Annotated in this window: 15 protein-coding genes; 6 read left to right on the plus strand and 9 right to left on the minus strand. The window is 56.3% G+C overall.

The genetic code is table 11. The annotated features are described in order from the left end of the window. Positions 1-57 precede the first annotated feature (57 nt). Both IM314_RS12270 and IM314_RS12275 read right to left on the minus strand, forming a co-directional pair. Positions 58-2,160 carry a TonB-dependent siderophore receptor gene (locus IM314_RS12270; RefSeq protein WP_193358920.1) on the minus strand — a complete coding sequence of 701 codons (2,103 nt, stop codon included), beginning with the start codon at positions 2,158-2,160 and terminating at the stop codon, positions 58-60. A 112-nt stretch (positions 2,161-2,272) separates the two neighbouring features. Then, on the minus strand, positions 2,273-2,527 hold the full coding sequence (locus tag IM314_RS12275) for a GlsB/YeaQ/YmgE family stress response membrane protein (protein WP_028013508.1): 255 nt from the start codon (positions 2,525-2,527) through the stop codon (positions 2,273-2,275). A gap of 207 nt (positions 2,528-2,734) precedes the next feature. Between IM314_RS12275 and IM314_RS12280 the strand changes: the two genes are divergently transcribed. Next, on the plus strand, positions 2,735-3,466 hold the full coding sequence (locus tag IM314_RS12280; RefSeq protein ID WP_045630797.1) for a flagellar brake protein: 732 nt from the start codon (positions 2,735-2,737) through the stop codon (positions 3,464-3,466). Between the two features lie 36 nt (positions 3,467-3,502). Here IM314_RS12280 and emtA read toward each other — a convergent pair whose 3' ends face one another. Next, complete coding sequence (gene emtA / locus IM314_RS12285) at positions 3,503-4,114, minus strand: membrane-bound lytic murein transglycosylase EmtA (RefSeq protein ID WP_041909508.1); 612 nt, start codon at positions 4,112-4,114, stop codon at positions 3,503-3,505. 106 nt (positions 4,115-4,220) lie between these two features. Here emtA and ldcA point away from each other — a divergent pair, with 106 nt between their 5' ends. Then, the gene (gene ldcA, locus IM314_RS12290; protein ID WP_028013511.1) at positions 4,221-5,135 is read left to right on the plus strand and encodes a muramoyltetrapeptide carboxypeptidase; all 915 of its coding nucleotides are present in this window, start codon (positions 4,221-4,223) and stop codon (positions 5,133-5,135) included. Positions 5,136-5,223: 88 nt separating this feature from the next. Continuing rightward, positions 5,224-6,957: a potassium/proton antiporter gene (locus IM314_RS12295; protein WP_193358919.1), complete on the plus strand. Its 1,734-nt coding sequence runs from the start codon at positions 5,224-5,226 to the stop codon at positions 6,955-6,957. Positions 6,958-7,003: 46 nt separating this feature from the next. Here the strand turns inward: IM314_RS12295 and dadX are convergent, their stop codons facing one another. Then, a complete protein-coding gene (gene dadX, locus IM314_RS12300; protein ID WP_028013513.1) occupies positions 7,004-8,074 on the minus strand; it encodes a catabolic alanine racemase DadX in 1,071 nt (356 codons plus the stop codon). Between the two features lie 9 nt (positions 8,075-8,083). Continuing rightward, complete coding sequence (locus tag IM314_RS12305) at positions 8,084-9,382, minus strand: D-amino acid dehydrogenase (RefSeq protein ID WP_049138818.1); 1,299 nt, start codon at positions 9,380-9,382, stop codon at positions 8,084-8,086. A 320-nt stretch (positions 9,383-9,702) separates the two neighbouring features. Here IM314_RS12305 and IM314_RS12310 point away from each other — a divergent pair, with 320 nt between their 5' ends. Continuing rightward, complete coding sequence (locus tag IM314_RS12310) at positions 9,703-11,235, plus strand: SpoVR family protein (protein ID WP_023293929.1); 1,533 nt, start codon at positions 9,703-9,705, stop codon at positions 11,233-11,235. Positions 11,236-11,350: 115 nt separating this feature from the next. Here the strand turns inward: IM314_RS12310 and fadR are convergent, their stop codons facing one another. After that, positions 11,351-12,070, minus strand: coding sequence for a fatty acid metabolism transcriptional regulator FadR (gene fadR / locus IM314_RS12315; protein ID WP_028013515.1), 720 nt, complete (start codon positions 12,068-12,070; stop codon positions 11,351-11,353). Between the two features lie 201 nt (positions 12,071-12,271). Here fadR and nhaB point away from each other — a divergent pair, with 201 nt between their 5' ends. Both nhaB and dsbB read left to right on the plus strand, forming a co-directional pair. Next, complete coding sequence (gene nhaB / locus IM314_RS12320; protein ID WP_028013516.1) at positions 12,272-13,810, plus strand: sodium/proton antiporter NhaB; 1,539 nt, start codon at positions 12,272-12,274, stop codon at positions 13,808-13,810. A 46-nt stretch (positions 13,811-13,856) separates the two neighbouring features. Further along, positions 13,857-14,387, plus strand: a complete 531-nt coding sequence (gene dsbB / locus IM314_RS12325; RefSeq protein ID WP_028013517.1) for a disulfide bond formation protein DsbB — start codon at positions 13,857-13,859, stop codon at positions 14,385-14,387. Between the two features lie 33 nt (positions 14,388-14,420). On the opposite strand, the gene IM314_RS12330 is transcribed toward dsbB, so the two are convergent. The 3 genes from IM314_RS12330 to IM314_RS12340 form a co-directional block, all read right to left on the minus strand. Further along, the gene (locus tag IM314_RS12330) at positions 14,421-14,861 is read right to left on the minus strand and encodes a YcgN family cysteine cluster protein (protein WP_041909501.1); all 441 of its coding nucleotides are present in this window, start codon (positions 14,859-14,861) and stop codon (positions 14,421-14,423) included. A 93-nt stretch (positions 14,862-14,954) separates the two neighbouring features. Next, positions 14,955-15,614, minus strand: a complete 660-nt coding sequence (locus IM314_RS12335) for a fumarylacetoacetate hydrolase family protein (protein ID WP_028013519.1) — start codon at positions 15,612-15,614, stop codon at positions 14,955-14,957. A gap of 47 nt (positions 15,615-15,661) precedes the next feature. Then, on the minus strand, positions 15,662-15,937 hold the full coding sequence (locus IM314_RS12340) for a YcgL domain-containing protein (RefSeq protein ID WP_193358918.1): 276 nt from the start codon (positions 15,935-15,937) through the stop codon (positions 15,662-15,664). Between the last annotated feature and the right edge of the window lie 87 nt (positions 15,938-16,024).

The raw sequence follows: 16,024 nt of genomic DNA on the forward strand, positions 1-16,024 counted from the left end.
AGTATTGCCGGGTGATGGCTACGCCTTACCCGGCCTTCATTTTGAACTCACAGGGATTTAGAAGCTGTAACTCGCCCCTAGCTGATACGTCCTGTCACGCCCAATCCAGCAGTTAGTCGCATCGTAGCAGGTCAGCGTCTCTTTATTGGTGATGTTCTGCATACTCGCTTTAAGCGTCAGCCCCGCCAGCGAAGGCAGAATTTCGCCCATCCGGTACGACGCCGCCAGATCGTACTGCGTAGTGCCCCCCAGCTTACCCGCATCGTTAGACGGTGAAATCTCCATCGGCCCGGTATAGCGCGCCCCGGCGCCCAGCATCAGCCCCTTCAGCGGCGTGCTCTCGAAGGTGTAGTCCCCCCACAGGTTGAACGCATTTTCCGGCACCTGAGTGGGACGCTTGCCCTGGTATTTATCATCTTCGGTATTAATTACGTGGGTATAGGCATAGTTGGCAATCAGCGTCAGGTTGTCCGTCGGGCGGCTGATGGCGGAGAGCTCCGCGCCTTTGGATTCCACTTCACCAGTCTGACGGTAGTTCAGGAAGCCCGGGTCGGAGGTGACGACGTTTTTCTGCCGGATGTTAAACACCGAGGCGGTAAACGTCGTGGCGTACTCTGCCAGCAGATATTTTACCCCGCCTTCCACCTGCTTGCTGGTGGTTGGCTTGACGTCTTTCGCCGTGAGCGTCCCCTGCGGCGAGACCGGTGCAAAACCCTCTGAATAGCTGATAAACGGCGAAATACCGTTATCGAAGGCGTAAAGCGCCCCCAGGCGTTTGGTAACGCGATCCTGCGATACCCAGGCCTTATCGCCATTTTGCAGGTAATCGGTGGTGACGGAGCGGTAATCGTCGTAGCGCAGGCTGCCCAACAGATTTAAGCCGCCAAATTCCACCTGATCCTGCAGGTAATACCCGTTCTGCTGATAGCTGAGGCGGTTTTTCTGGGCGGTGTAGAGCCCCAGCGCGCTTTCGTGGATTTGCGAATAATCCGGATTACGCATATCCATGCCCGGCGTAGTCGACGCGTAGCGGTAGTGGAAATGGGAGTTCAGCCTCTGATAGTCAAACCCGGCCAGCAGATGGTGTTTCCATTCGCCCAGCGCAACGGTTTTAGTCACCTGGTTGTCGATGTTGAAGCTCTTAAGATCTTCATCGGTGGTATAGGCAAAGCGGTTAAGCTGATAGACCTCACTTCCCGTTCCCGTCGCGTAGACGCTGTTCTGGTGGGTATCGACGTCGAAATAGCGCGCTTTCTGATTAAAGCCCCAGCCGCTGTCAAACTCGTGTTCGAAGCTGTAGCCCAGCATCCACTGCCGCTGCTTAAACCCGCTCCACTCATCTCCGGCGTAATCCCGGCGATCGGCATATTTGGACCGCAGATAAGCGAGCGGCAGCGGGTTAGACGGCGTCAGGCTCGGGGAGTTTTGCGCCAGCGCATCCAGGGTGAGGCGGGTTTTACTGTCGGGTTGCCATGTAACGGACGGGGCGACCAGATAATTTTCATAGCGGCTGGTGTGCGGCTGATCGTCATTCTCCGTCGCCTTACCCAGCAGGCGGTAATTCCAGTCGCTGTCGGCAATTTGTCCGGTCGAATCGAGGTAGCCTTCTTTCAGATTACGGTTCCCGGTGTTAAAACCGACCTCGGTTCGGGCTTCCCGCTGCGGCTTTTTGCTTTGAATATTTACCAGCCCGCCCGGCGAACCGCCGCCGTAAAGCACCGATGAAGGCCCTTTCAGGATATCGACGCTCTCTATTAACAGCGGATCGATGCGCGCCTTGGTGTTGCCGGTGACGTTATAGGGTAGCTGCAGTCCGTTGTAAAACTCCTGATCAACGGTAAAGCCACGAATTTTGTATTCGCTCATATAGGAGGTATTCCCCCGCACCTCGGTTGAGACGCCTGGGGCATAGCGCAGGATTTCATTCACGGAGTTCGCGTGACGCTTTTCGATCTCCGGCGCAGAGAGCGTGTTGATAACCTGCGGCGTTTTACTTTCGGCAACGGCCGATTTGGTGGCGCTGTTGGTCCAGGCCGGCAGCGCGCTGCCCTGCTCTGAGCCCGTGACGACAATGGTTGATTCTTCGGCGAAAGCCTGGACCTGCAATGCCAGCGTGACGGCACCCGCCAGGGTGCATAACGTAAAACGTGAGGAGTTCATAATGTCGTCTTGTGATTACATGCAATACGGAACGACAATTATTATCATTTAGATTAGCAAATCAATATAGCGGCAAAAAAAACGGCCCTCCGCAGAGAGCCGTTCTGTCATTTTATGCTCGTCGCAGTAATCTGAATATGCCCAGCACGACAATGGCTCCCACGACAGCGACCAGGAAACTGTGCATGTCGAAACCACTGATGTCACCACCAAAACCAAACATCGTCGCCAGCCAGCCGCCTACAACCGCACCAACGACCCCGAGTACGCAGGTCAGAATAAAGCCGCCGCCATCGTTTCCCGGCATGATCAGTTTTGCGATAGCGCCGGCAATAAGGCCAAAGATAATCCAGGCGATGATACCCATAGCAATGCCCTCTTGCAGATTAAACGCATGTGCAGAAAACCTTCTGCACAGCTAACTTAAGTATAGGTCATCACCGGAAAACCAGTTTCGTCTCACCGACTTATCCTGCGGACAACGGTAAAAAAATCTCACCGGTTTGTATTAAGTTTGAGGGTGGATTGCCGATAACGCTAAGACAGTCTGTCATCAATCAAGGAGCCATCCGGCGTGAGTCATTACAGTGAGCAGTTCCTCAAGCAAAATCCGCTGGCTGTATTAGGGGTATTACGCGACCTGCAAAAAGGCGAAGTGCCGCTGCGCATCAGCTGGTCGAATAATCAGTTCATCAGCAAGATCCTTGACGTCTCGCAGGAGAGGCTGGTTATTGACCTGGGCAGCCAGGAGTATGAAAACCGCGCGGCACTGAAAGCAGAGAATATCGTGGTCATGGCCGAAACCCATGGGGCCAAAGTGGAATTTGTCCTGCCGCGACTGGAATTGAGCGAGTACCAGGGCCTTCCTGCTTTTGTTACCCCCCTTCCTGGCAACCTCTGGTTTGTCCAGCGTCGTGAATATTTTCGCATCAGCGCCCCGCTTCATCCTGCCTATTTTTGTAAGGCTAAAATGCCGGACAAAAAAGAGATCCGCTTCCGTCTCTTTGACCTGTCGCTGGGTGGAATGGGCGCGCTGATGGATACCCCGAAGCCGGAGGGTCTGGTAGAAGGCATGCGGTTCACGCAAATTGAACTGGATATGGCGGGCTGGGGCCGCTTTTATTTCGATGCACAGCTGATTGCCATCAGCGAGCGCACGGTGGTGGACAGCAAAAATGAAACGATTACCACGCCGCGTCTGAGCTTCCGTTTTCTGAACGTCGGACCGGGCGCTGAGCGCGAGCTGCAGCGCATTATCTACTCGCTGGAGCGTGAAGCACGGGAACGTGCGAATAAGGTTCTGTAGGAAAAGTCGGGCAGCGAGCGCCGCCCGTTTGCGGCATTACATGGCATCCATCGCTTTCTGTACTTTCCAGATATAGCGAGGCGCCTGCGGTGCCGGATGATTTTTCGCCACATGCTCGACGAACTCATCTTTGTCCATGTCGTTGATCTCCTCAATCGCCTCTTTGCGGTCAGAGGAGAAGGTTCTGAGCAGCGCCCCGGCGCCGTTCACGTACGAGACCACCAGCGCGTATTGCATCACTTCCGGATCCTCAATGCCCTTCAGCACGCCGTGTTCCAGAATGCTCAGGTAAGCGGTCCCCATAGAAATGTTGCGTTCCGGGTTCTTCAGCTCGCTGGTCGACGGCTGGCCGCTCCAGCCCATATAGCGGTAGACCTCTCTCCCCGCCGTAGAGGCTTTCAGCTGCATCAGCCCCACCGCGTTGGATTTGCTGACAAGCGTAGGATTGCCACCGGACTCCACCGCAATAATGGCGGTGATCAACCGCGGGCTGACGCCCCATGCCTTCCCGGCTTGTTCACTGATCGGCATCCACTGCATGGCCCGTTTCACCGGCACTTCCGGGTTCCAGGGCGGGTTTTGATAATCATGTTTTGAACTACAGCCAGCCAGCAAAACAATCAAAAAAGCAAACCATCTCAATTTCACGTCATCTATCCTTATAGCCGGTCATCGCGGTGCGCCGCCCTTGAAGCAGGCGGAGTATACGCGGCATGATATAGACAATTAGTTTCTCATTCAGCAAGGAATTGCCATGTCTCAGTTTCATCTCATCGCGCCATCGGGCTACTGTATTAACCAGGACGCGGCGCAGCGGGGCGTTCAGCGCTTACTGGAATCCGGCCATCAGGTAGAAAATCAGACAATTATCCCCCGCCGCCAGCAGCGTTTTGCCGGAACAGAAGCGCAGAGGTTAAATGATATCAATAGCCTGGTGAACCTGAAGGGCGAAAACCGAATAGTCCTTGCGGTGCGCGGCGGCTATGGTGCGAGCAGGCTGCTTGAGAGCATTGACTGGCAGGGCCTGGCACAGCGCCAGCAGCAGGATCCGCTGCTGATATGCGGCCACAGCGATTTTACCGCCATCCAGCTTGGTCTTCTGGCGCTGCATAACGTCATCACGTTTAGCGGCCCGATGCTGGCCGGTAACTTCGGCGCGCCGGAACTGGACGCGTTCACCGTGGAGCATTTCTGGCGCGCGCTGCGCAATCCCACCTACAGCGTGGAATGGCAGGGCAATGGACCGCACTGGGAGTGTGAGGGCCAGCTCTGGGGCGGTAACCTGGCGATGCTGGTCTCGCTCATCGGCACGCCGTGGATGCCGCAAATCAAGGACGGCATTCTGGTGCTGGAGGATATTAACGAACATCCGTTCCGCGTCGAGCGTATGTTATTGCAGCTTTATCATGCCGGTATTCTCGATCGCCAGTCCGCGATCGTGCTGGGCAGCTTCAGCGGCTCTGCCCCGAATGACTATGATGCAGGCTACTCCCTGGAAACGATGGTCGATTTCATCCGCTCGCGGCTGGATATTCCGGTTATCACCGGTCTGGATTTTGGCCATGAACAGCAGACCGTTACCCTTGCGCTGGGCGCGCAGGCGACGCTTACACATGATGTTTCGGGCAGTCGGTTAACGATCGGCGGTCATCCGGTCATAAAAGCATAAAAAACCCCCTTAATAAAACGCTGTTGCCGTTGTTAATATGTTAGGGTTTTAGTAACAGCGTTAACATTGAGGTGGGAGTAAGAGAACATTGGATGCCGCAGCGATAATCAGCCTTTTCATTTTGGGTTCTGTACTTGTAACCAGCAGTATTTTATTAAGTTCATTTTCATCGCGTCTTGGCATACCCATTCTTGTTATTTTCCTTGCCATCGGCATGCTGGCCGGCGTTGACGGCATCGGCGGTATCCCCTTCGATAACTATCCCTTCGCCTACATGGTGAGTAACCTCGCGCTGGCGGTGATCCTGCTCGACGGCGGGATGCGCACTCAGGCGAGCTCCTTCCGCGTGGCCTTAGGGCCTGCGCTGTCGCTGGCGACCGTCGGCGTGTTGATCACCTCCGGCCTCACCGGGATGATGGCCGCATGGCTTTTCAATCTCAATCTGATGGAAGGCTTGCTGATTGGCGCAATCGTTGGCTCTACCGATGCGGCGGCGGTCTTTTCCCTGCTTGGGGGTAAAGGGCTTAACGAACGCGTTGGCTCAACGCTTGAGATTGAATCCGGCAGTAACGATCCGATGGCTGTGTTCCTGACCATCACGCTGATAGAGATGATCCAGCAGCACGAGACGGGCCTGAGCTGGATGTTTGCCCTGCATATTCTGCAGCAGTTCGGGCTGGGGATTGTCATCGGCCTGGCGGGGGGATACCTGTTACAGCAGACGATCAACCGCATTTCTCTGCCCTCTGGGCTTTACCCTCTGCTGGCGCTGAGCGGCGGCATTCTCATTTTTGCCGTCACCACCGCGCTGGACGGCAGCGGTATTCTCGCCGTCTACCTCTGCGGGTTCCTGATGGGCAACCGCCCTATTCGCAACCGTCATGCTATTTTGCAGAACTTTGACGGCCTGGCGTGGCTGGCGCAAATCGGCATGTTCCTGGTGCTGGGCCTGCTGGTGACCCCGTCGGACCTGCTGCCGATCGCCGTTCCGGCGCTGCTGCTGTCGGCGTGGATGATCTTCTTCGCCCGTCCGCTCTCCGTATTTGCAGGCCTGCTGCCGTTTCGCGGCTTTAACCTGCGCGAGCGCGTCTTTATCAGCTGGGTCGGCCTGCGCGGCGCGGTGCCGATTATCCTTGCGGTGTTCCCGATGATGGCCGGCCTTGACAACGCGCGGCTGTTCTTCAACGTGGCGTTCTTCGTAGTGCTGATTTCCCTGCTGTTCCAGGGCACGTCGCTCGGGTGGGCGGCGAAAAAGGCCAAAGTGGTGGTGCCGCCCGTAGGCTGGCCGGTCTCCCGCGTTGGGCTGGATATTCACCCGGAAAACCCGTGGGAGCAGTTCGTCTATCAGCTGAGCGCCGATAAATGGTGCGTGGGGGCCTCGCTGCGCGATTTGCACATGCCGACTGAAACGCGCATTGCCGCCCTGTTCCGCGATAATGTCCTGCTGCACCCGACCGGCAGCACCCGCCTGCGCGAAGGGGATATTCTGTGCGTCATTGGCCGCGAGCGAGACCTGCCCGCGCTGGGCAAGCTGTTCAGCCAGTCGCCTCCCGTGGCGCTGGACCAGCGTTTCTTCGGCGATTTTATTCTGGAAGCCAGCGCCAAATTTGCGGATGTGGCGCGCATTTATGGCCTGGATGAAGGTGCAGAAGACGGTGATAACCCGCAAACGCTGGGCGAAATCATTCAGCAGCGGCTTGGCGCTGCGCCGGTTGTGGGTGACCAGGTGGAGTTTGCCGGGATGATCTGGACGGTGGCAGAAAAAGAAGATAACGCGGTGCGGAAGGTCGGTTTGAGGCCGATGGAAGAGGACGCGGAGTAGTTTTTTTGCCGGGTGGCGGCTTCGCGTCACCCGGCAAAGATACAAGTTACACCGTCACAACCGGCACTCTTGGTGCCAGGGCACACATCAGTTCATACCCTACCGTTCCCGCCGCGGCCGCCACGTCATCAATTTTGATTTCGTTGCCCCACAGCTCGACCGGTGAACCGATGCCCGCCTGCGGGCATGGCGTCAGGTCAACGGCCAGCATATCCATTGAGACGGTCCCCACCGTGCCCGTGCGCACCCCATCCACCCAAACCGGCGTGCCGGTCGGCGCGATACGCGGATAGCCGTCGGCATAACCGCCCGCGACGATGCCAATCCGCTGCTCGCCCTTCGCCCGGAAGCGGCTGCCGTAGCCTACCGTGTCGCCCGCCTTCAGCGTCTGCACGCCGATGATCTCGCTGCGCAGGGTCATGACCGGCCTCAGGCCGCTGTTGGCAATATCCTGCCACTGGCCTGAGGGTGATGCACCGTACAGAACGATCCCCGGACGCACCCAGTTATAGTGGGCTTCAGGATGCCAAAGCGTCGCCGCCGAGTTCGACAGGGAGCGCGGACAATCGAGCCCTTCAGCCGCCTGCTCAATGCGGACCATCGCATCAGCAATGCCGTCCGGTTTTTCCGCATCGGCAAAGTGCGCCATCAGCGTCATTTCGCCGACGTTTTTCAGGCCGCGCAGCTGCTGCCAGACCGTATGCACCCGCTCGGGCTGGAAGCCCAGGCGGTTCATGCCGCTGTTCACCTTGAGATAAATATCCAGCGGAGCGTGGAGCTTCGCATCCTGAATGGCTTTAATCTGCCAGTTGCTGTGAACGCTGGTGGTCAGGCGATACTTATCCAGCAGCGGCAGATCGTCCGCGTGGAAGAACCCCTCCAGCAGCAGAATAGGCCCTTTCCAGCCGCGCTCGCGCAGCAGGATGGCCTCTTCGAGATTCAGTAACGCAAAACCGTCGGTCGCGCCGAGCGCGCTCCATATACGGTCAATACCGTGGCCGTAGGCGTTTGCCTTGACGACTGACCAGACGCGCGAACCAGGTGCTGCCCGGCGAACAATTTGCAGGTTTTCCTTCAGGGCCTGCAGATCCAGCTGAGCCAGAACAGGACGGGACATGACTACTCCTTAATTATGCGCGCCGTGCAGGTGCTGAGGACGCGATGGCGTAAATCCTGATTGATAGCGTGCAGCACTTAAATCGTCAAACGGAATTGCCGGCGTGCGCCCGGAAATCAGGTCGCTCAGCAGCTGGCCCGAGCCGCAGGCCATCGTCCAGCCGAGCGTGCCGTGTCCGGTATTGGTCCACAGGTTTTTGTATGGCGTGCGGCCCACGATCGGCGTGCCGTCCGGGGTCATCGGACGCAGGCCGGTCCAGAACGTCGCCTGTTCCACAAACCCGCCGCGCGGGAAGAGATCGCCCACCACCATCTCCAGCGTTTCACGACGCGGCTGCAGCAGCTCGGTGTTGAAGCCGACAATCTCCGCCATACCGCCGACGCGAATACGGTTATCGAAGCGGGTAATGGCGATTTTGTAGGTTTCATCCAGGATGGTTGATACGGGCGCCCCGCTCTCCTCTTTCACCGGGATAGTCAATGAGTAGCCCTTGAGCGGGTAGACCGGAATATCGAGGATGCCTTTCAGCATGGCGGTGGAGTAGGAACCAAACGCCATCACGTAGGCATCCGCCTTTATCACCTCGTCGCCGCACTTCACGCCATAAATTTTTTCGCCTTCCGACAGCAGCTTGTCGACGGAGGTATTAAAGCGGAATTTCACCCCAGCCTGCTCGCACATGTGCGCCAGCCGCTGGGTAAAAAGCTGACAGTCGCCGGTTTCGTCATTCGGCAGACGCAGACCGCCGGTCAGCTTGTGGGCCACTTCGGCCAGCGCGGGTTCCACCTGCCCCAGCTGGCTGGCTTCCAGCAGTTGATACGGTACACCGGCATCTTCCAGCACGGCGATATCGCGGGTGGCGTTTTCATACTGTTGCTCGGTGCGGAACAGCTGCAGCGTGCCGCCCTGACGGCCTTCGTACTCGATACCCGTCGACGCGCGCAGGGCTTTGAGGCAGTCACGGCTGTATTCCGCCAGACGCACCATGCGCCCTTTGTTTTCCATGTAGTGCCGGGTGTCGCAATTGCGCAGCATCTGCCACATCCACTTCAGCTGGAACTGCGTGCCGTCAAGGCTGATGGCCAGCGGCGCGTGGCGCTGGAACATCCATTTGATTGCCTTCAGCGGCACGCCGGGCGCCGCCCACGGGGCCGCATAGCCAGGAGAGATTTGACCGGCATTTGCCGCACTGGTTTCAAGCGCCGGGCCGGATTCACGATCGATAACGGTAACCTCATGTCCCGCCTGACTTAAATACCAGGCGCTGGTTACGCCAACGACACCACTTCCCAGTATGACAACACGCATAGCCACTCCATTATGAGCAAAAGAACAATCATCTAATTACAGATTGATAACCTAGTTGAAAATATTATTCAACATACGACTTTTTTATGGTGACTTACCTCACACATCCCCCAGCATCAGGGGACAGGGATAATTTGGGATCTCCTGCTGAGCTTTATTTTTAACCAGCATAAAATTCTGATGGGTGCGTTTTTTTGCCGTATCAAAAACGGGAAATCGCAAAGAAAAAATTTCTGCGCCAGCACGCTTTTTAACACGTTGATCTATGCTTGAAAGGAGGCTCTCCAGACAGAGAGAGCACCCACAACGAGGGCGCGCTAATGGCTACTATTGATTCCCTGAACAAGGACAACACACGTCTGAGCGATGGACCCGACTGGACCTTCGAGCTGCTGGATGTCTACCTCGCCGAAATCGACCGGGTGGCAAAACTGTATCGCCTGGATACCTATCCCCATCAGATTGAGGTGATTACCTCCGAACAGATGATGGATGCTTACTCCAGCGTCGGGATGCCGATCAACTATCCGCACTGGTCGTTTGGTAAAAAATTCATTGAAACGGAGCGGCTGTACAAGCACGGCCAGCAGGGGCTGGCGTATGAGATCGTCATTAACTCCAACCCGTGTATCGCCTATCTGATGGAAGAGAACACCATTACCATGCAGGCGCTGGTGATGGCGCACGCCTGCTACGGCCATAACTCCTTCTTTAAAAATAACTATCTGTTCCGCAGCTGGACGGACGCCAGCTCCATCGTTGATTACCTGATCTTCGCGCGTAAATACATTACCGACTGCGAAGAGCGCTACGGCGTGGACGAGGTAGAGAAGCTGCTCGACTCCTGCCATGCGCTGATGAACTACGGCGTGGACCGCTATAAACGCCCGCAGAAAATCTCACTGCAGGAGGAGAAAGCCCGGCAGAAAAGCCGCGAGGAGTATCTGCAGAGCCAGGTGAACATGCTGTGGCGCACCCTGCCGAAGCGTGAGGAGGAAAAAACGATTGCCGAAGCGCGTCGTTACCCGTCCGAGCCGCAGGAAAACCTGCTCTATTTTATGGAGAAGAACGCCCCGCTGCTGGAGCCGTGGCAGCGCGAGATTTTGCGTATCGTGCGTAAGGTGAGCCAGTATTTCTATCCGCAGAAACAGACCCAGGTGATGAATGAAGGCTGGGCAACATTCTGGCACTACACCATTCTCAACCATCTGTATGACGAGGGGAAAGTCACCGAGCGGTTCATGATGGAATTCCTCCACAGCCATACTAACGTGGTGTTCCAGCCGCCCTACAACAGCCCGTGGTACAGCGGGATTAACCCGTATGCGCTGGGCTTTGCGATGTTCCAGGATATTAAGCGCATCTGCCAGTCGCCAACGGAAGAGGACAAGTACTGGTTCCCGGATATCGCCGGTTCTGACTGGCTGGAAACGCTGCATTTTGCGATGCGCGACTTTAAGGATGAGAGCTTTATCAGCCAGTTCATGTCGCCGAAGATCATGCGCGATTTCCGCTTCTTCACCGTACTGGACGATGACCGCAACAACTATCTGGAGATCTCCGCGATCCACAACGAGGAAGGATACCGGGAGATCCGCTCCCGCCTCTCCTCCCAGTACAACCTGAGCAACCTTGAACCCAATATTCAGGTGTGGAACGTGGATCTGCGCGGCGACCGCTCCCTGACGCTGCGCTATATCCCGCACAACCGCGCGCCGCTGGATAAAGGACGTAAAGAGGTGCTGAAGCACGTGCACCGCCTGTGGGGCTTTGACGTGCAGCTGGAGCAGCAGAATGAGGACGGCAGCGTGGAGCTGCTGGAACGCTGCCCGGCGCGGTTGAATACGCTGTAGTGCAGCCTTTTTTGCCCGGTGGCGCTACGCTTACCGGGCCTACAAGACCCGTAGGTCGGGTAATGCGTAGCCGCCACCCGACGAAAAAAACCTCTCACACGAGAGGTTTTTTATTTCAGCGGCTCTGAATCGCTAAATCGCCCGGCAGCGTTTTCTGCATACGGTGCCAGATTTCACCGGAGTCGTGGCCGTAGCGGCGTACGGTTTCATAAACCTGGTCGTGCAGGCCTTCGGTGCACAGCTTGCTCAGCTTATGGTAGAAGCCCAGCGCCAGACTGCGGGCTTCAGGGTTAGCGAAGTAGTGACGACCAATGCGGGTATAGAGCCCTTTCATACCGTTGAGGATCAGGCCGTAAACCGGGTTGCCGGAGGCAAACGCCAGGCCGCGAAACACGTTGTAATCGAGGGTGGCAAAGGCGTCGGCGTGATCTTCAACTTCATTCGCGCTGGCCAGCACCGCAAGCGCATCTTCAGGATGCTGACGGAAAGCGGTACGAATAAAAATAGTCGCGATGTTGGTGCGCACGGAGAGCAGATTATCAATCAGCTGCGGCACGCTTTCGTGGTCGAGGCGCGCCAGCGTTTCAAGAATGTTTAGCCCCGAGGTTTCCCAGAAGTTGTTTACCTTTGTTGGCTTGCCGTGCTGGATCGTCAACCATCCATCACGCGCCAGTCGCTGAAGCACTTCACGCAGCGTGGTGCGAGTGACGCCAATCAGTTCAGAGAGTTCGCGTTCAGCCGGAAGAATGGACCCCGCAGGGAAACGATTATTCCAGATGCTTTCAATGATGTACTCTTCCGCGAAACCCGCCGGGCTCTGCGCCTTAATGACCATAGTGAGATTTCCATTACACAGCTTTTTGCAAATTGGACTCATCATACCAGAGGCGTGCAACGGCAGGTAGCGCGGCAAAGTGAGAAAAGAGGGATCGCCGTTTCATTTTTGTGAAATTTACAATGCGGTCTTATCCGCCTCCGGGCCGCGATTTTTGCGTATACTGATGTTTTGTATTACTTAACGGGAAGGACGTCTGTTGTGGAAATTTCTTTTGGGCGCGCGCTGTGGCGCAATTTTTTAGGTCATTCTCCTGACTGGTACAAACTGATACTGCTGGTTTTCCTGGTCGTTAATCCCATCATTTTTAGCGTGGATCCGTTTATCGCCGGGTGGCTGCTGGTGGCGGAATTTATTTTCACCCTGGCCATGGCGCTGAAGTGTTATCCCCTGCTGCCCGGCGGTTTGCTGGCATTTGAAGCCGTTGTCATCGGCATGACGTCCGCAGAGCATGTAAAAGCAGAGCTGGCCTCCAATCTGGAAGTGCTCCTGCTGCTCATTTTTATGGTGGCCGGTATCTACTTTATGAAACAGCTGCTGCTGTTTATCTTTACCCGCCTGCTGCTGAGCATTACGTCAAAAACGATCCTCTCGCTGGCGTTTTGCCTTGCCGCCGCCTTTCTGTCGGCCTTCCTGGATGCGCTCACCGTTGTCGCGGTGGTGATCAGCGTCGCCGTCGGATTTTACGGCATTTATCACCGCGTGGCCTCCTCTCGCCCAAGTGAGGATTTACAGGACGATAGCCACGTCGAGGCGCATAACCGCGACGTGCTGGAACAGTTCCGCGCGTTTCTGCGCAGCCTGATGATGCACGCAGGGGTCGGTACGGCGCTGGGCGGCGTGATGACCATGGTGGGCGAGCCGCAAAACCTGATCATCGCGAAAGCGGCTGAATGGCATTTTGGCGAGTTTTTCCTGCGCATGGCCCCCGTCAGCGTGCCTGTGCTGGTCTGCGGGTTAGCGACCTGCATTCTGGTCGAAAAATTCAGGCTGTTCGGCTACGGCGCACAGCTGCCTGAACCGGTCCGCAAAGAACTGCATAAATTTGACGAGCAGAGCCGCAAACAGCGTACGCGCCAGGAGACGCTGCGTCTGATTGCGCAGGGGATCATCGGCATCTGGCTTATCGCCGCGCTGGCGTTGCATCTTGCCGAAGTCGGGTTGATTGGCCTCTCCGTCATTATTCTTGCCACCACCTTTAGCGGGGTAACGGACGAACATGCTATTGGTAAAGCCTTTACCGAAGCCCTGCCGTTTACCGCGCTGCTGGCGGTCTTTTTTGCGGTCGTGGCGGTGATTATTGACCAACACCTTTTCGCACCGATTATCGCGTTTGTGCTTCAGGCCTCGCCGGACTCGCAGCTTACGCTGTTCTATCTCTTTAACGGTCTGTTGTCCTCTATTTCCGATAACGTCTTTGTCGGGACGGTGTATATCAATGAGGCCAAAGCGGCGATGGAGCAAGGGATCGTCAGCACCGGGCAGTTCGACCTGCTGGCGGTGGCCATCAACACCGGAACAAACCTGCCCTCCGTTGCAACACCTAACGGCCAGGCGGCATTTCTCTTCCTGCTGACCTCGGCGCTGGCACCGCTCATACGGCTTTCTTATGGAAGAATGGTCTGGATGGCGCTGCCGTACACGCTGGTGCTCACCGTTGTTGGTTTGCTGTGCATCAAAATTACTCTCGTTCCCTGTACGCAATGGCTGCTACAAGCGGGTATACTTGCGGCGCATTAAAATTCGTTTACACTGCGCTTTCTAAGCATGTTCCAGGGAAATGATTATGTTGAGATTTTTAAACCAGTGCTCCCGCGGTCGCGGAGCGTGGTTGTTGATGGCCCTGACCGCCTTTGCGCTGGAAATGGTTGCGCTGTGGTTCCAGCACGTGATGGGACTCAAGCCCTGCGTGCTGTGCATCTACGAGCGCTGCGCGCTGTTCGGCATTATGGGTGCAGGCCTGGTGGGCGCAATTGCCCCAAAAACGCCGTTGCGCTATGTGGGTATTGCCATCTGGCTGTACAGCGCCTGGAAAGGGATTGAGCTTTCCTGGCAGCACACCATGATGCAGCTGCATCCGTCACCGTTTATGACCTGTGATTTCGCCGCCCGCTTCCCGAGCTGGCTGCCGCTGGATAAGTGGCTTCCGCAGGTGTTTGTCGCATCCGGTGACTGCTCCGTACGTCAGTGGGAATTCCTGACGCTGGAGATGCCGCAGTGGCTGGTGGGCATTTTTGTGGCCTACTTCGTCGTGGCGCTGCTGGTGCTGATTGCTCAGCCATTCAAACCGAAGAAACGCGATTTGTTTGGAAGGTAAAAGCAAAAACCCGCCACGGCGGGTTTTTTATTATCACCGATTAGGGTGATTCATGATGTGATCTTCCCAGTCCCGTACCTCGGACTCCTTCACCGCAATGTGGCGTACCGAGATACGCTCGCCGTGCATCGCCGCTTTTGAGCCCGTCAGCAGCGGATGCCAGTTCGGCAGTTCTTTCCCTTCCGCCAGCAGGCGATACGCGCAGGTGTGCGGCAGCCACTCAAAAGTCGGCAGATTTTCACGGGTGAGCTTGATGCAGTCCGGCTCGAACTCGAAGCGGCGTTCGTAGTTGCGGCACTGGCAGGTTTTAATGTTCAGTTGCCTGCAGGCGACGTTGGTGAAATAGATCTCATCGGAGTCTTCATCCATCAGCTTGTGCAGGCAGCACTGCCCGCAGCCGTCGCACAACGATTCCCACTCCGCGTCGGTCATTTGGTCAAGAGTTTTGCTTTGCCAGAAAGGAATGTCGTTCATCAGGATGTCCACACGTCAAAAGAAAGCGCACCTTATAACGAGTCTGGCACGTGGTTGCAAGTTTTGCCGCCCTTTGCAGGCGGCAAGATGCGGTTACAGCACGCGGGTTTTTAGCGACAGGCCGTTAAAACCGACCTCAAGCTCATCGCCGCTGGCGAGCGGGCCCACGCCTTCCGGCGTGCCGGTGAGGATCACATCGCCCGGCTTCAGGGTGAAGAAACGGCTCATGTAGGCGATCAGCGGCACGATCTTGTGGATCATATCTGCCGTGGTGCCCTGCTGGCGGATCTCGCCGTTAACCTTCAGGCTGAGCGGAGTGTCCTGCGGATCGTTGGTAAATTCATTCACCGGAACAAACCCTGAAATCGGACATGCGTTATCAAAGCCTTTGGCTTTTTCCCACGGCTGCCCTGCCTTCTTCATTTTGCCCTGCACGTCGCGCAGGGTCAGATCCAGCGCCACGCCGTAGCCAGCAATCGCTTTCTCGACATGCTCTTCGGAAGCCTGGCGCAGCGTGGCGCCGATCAGCACGGCAAGCTCTACTTCGTGATGCACCGACCCCAGCCCCTGCGGCAGCGCCAGCGGCTGGCGGATGTCGCATAGCGCCGTCTCGGGCTTAATAAACAGGACCGGCTCTTCTGGGGTTGCGCTGCCCATCTCCTGAATATGCTTCGCATAGTTGCTGCCCACGCAGACCACTTTGCTGACGGGATAATCCAGTAATGCACCTTGCCAGTTATGATGTTGATACATGCTCGACCCCTAATCGGTTGATGTGTTATGCCCGAAAACAGCTGAGGCTATTTTTTCCCGGACGCCTCGAGGTGCTGTTTTAATAAATTCTCAGGCGGCGGTGGAAGCTGTAAATAATAGCCCTGCTCGGCTAATACCGTTTTCACTTTTTCCAGATCGGCATTCACCAGTTTCTTACGGCCGTCCAGCGGCAGCAGCATCGCCAGCTGTGGTCGGCCAAAGTTCTTCATTAATTCTTCCGGCACGCGTGAAAAATCGTCTTTCTTTTCGACATAAAGATAGGTCTGGTCACGGCTTGTACTTCTGTAGATCACACAAAACATGTTTTTACTCTGAATTAATGGGTGGTTGCTTGCCTCAATATACTCCTGACTATAACATGCCTGATACTCTTCGGAATATCGCAGCGA

The sequence above is a fragment of the Enterobacter cloacae complex sp. P42RS genome, from assembly GCF_014930595.1.
GTDB classification, from domain to species: domain Bacteria; phylum Pseudomonadota; class Gammaproteobacteria; order Enterobacterales; family Enterobacteriaceae; genus Enterobacter; species Enterobacter bugandensis.

Coding starts and splice junctions, on each gene's coding strand:
- IM314_RS12270 (WP_193358920.1), bottom strand. CDS start 2,160: ATGAACTCCTCACGTTTTACGTTATGCACCCTGGCGGGTGCCGTCACG.
- IM314_RS12275 (WP_028013508.1), bottom strand. CDS start 2,527: ATGGGTATCATCGCCTGGATTATCTTTGGCCTTATTGCCGGCGCTATC.
- ldcA (WP_028013511.1), top strand. CDS start 4,221: ATGTCTCAGTTTCATCTCATCGCGCCATCGGGCTACTGTATTAACCAG.
- dadX (WP_028013513.1), bottom strand. CDS start 8,074: ATGTCCCGTCCTGTTCTGGCTCAGCTGGATCTGCAGGCCCTGAAGGAA.
- IM314_RS12305 (WP_049138818.1), bottom strand. CDS start 9,382: ATGCGTGTTGTCATACTGGGAAGTGGTGTCGTTGGCGTAACCAGCGCC.
- IM314_RS12310 (WP_023293929.1), top strand. CDS start 9,703: ATGGCTACTATTGATTCCCTGAACAAGGACAACACACGTCTGAGCGAT.
- fadR (WP_028013515.1), bottom strand. CDS start 12,070: ATGGTCATTAAGGCGCAGAGCCCGGCGGGTTTCGCGGAAGAGTACATC.
- dsbB (WP_028013517.1), top strand. CDS start 13,857: ATGTTGAGATTTTTAAACCAGTGCTCCCGCGGTCGCGGAGCGTGGTTG.
- IM314_RS12330 (WP_041909501.1), bottom strand. CDS start 14,861: ATGAACGACATTCCTTTCTGGCAAAGCAAAACTCTTGACCAAATGACC.
- IM314_RS12335 (WP_028013519.1), bottom strand. CDS start 15,614: ATGTATCAACATCATAACTGGCAAGGTGCATTACTGGATTATCCCGTC.
- IM314_RS12340 (WP_193358918.1), bottom strand. CDS start 15,937: ATGTTTTGTGTGATCTACAGAAGTACAAGCCGTGACCAGACCTATCTT.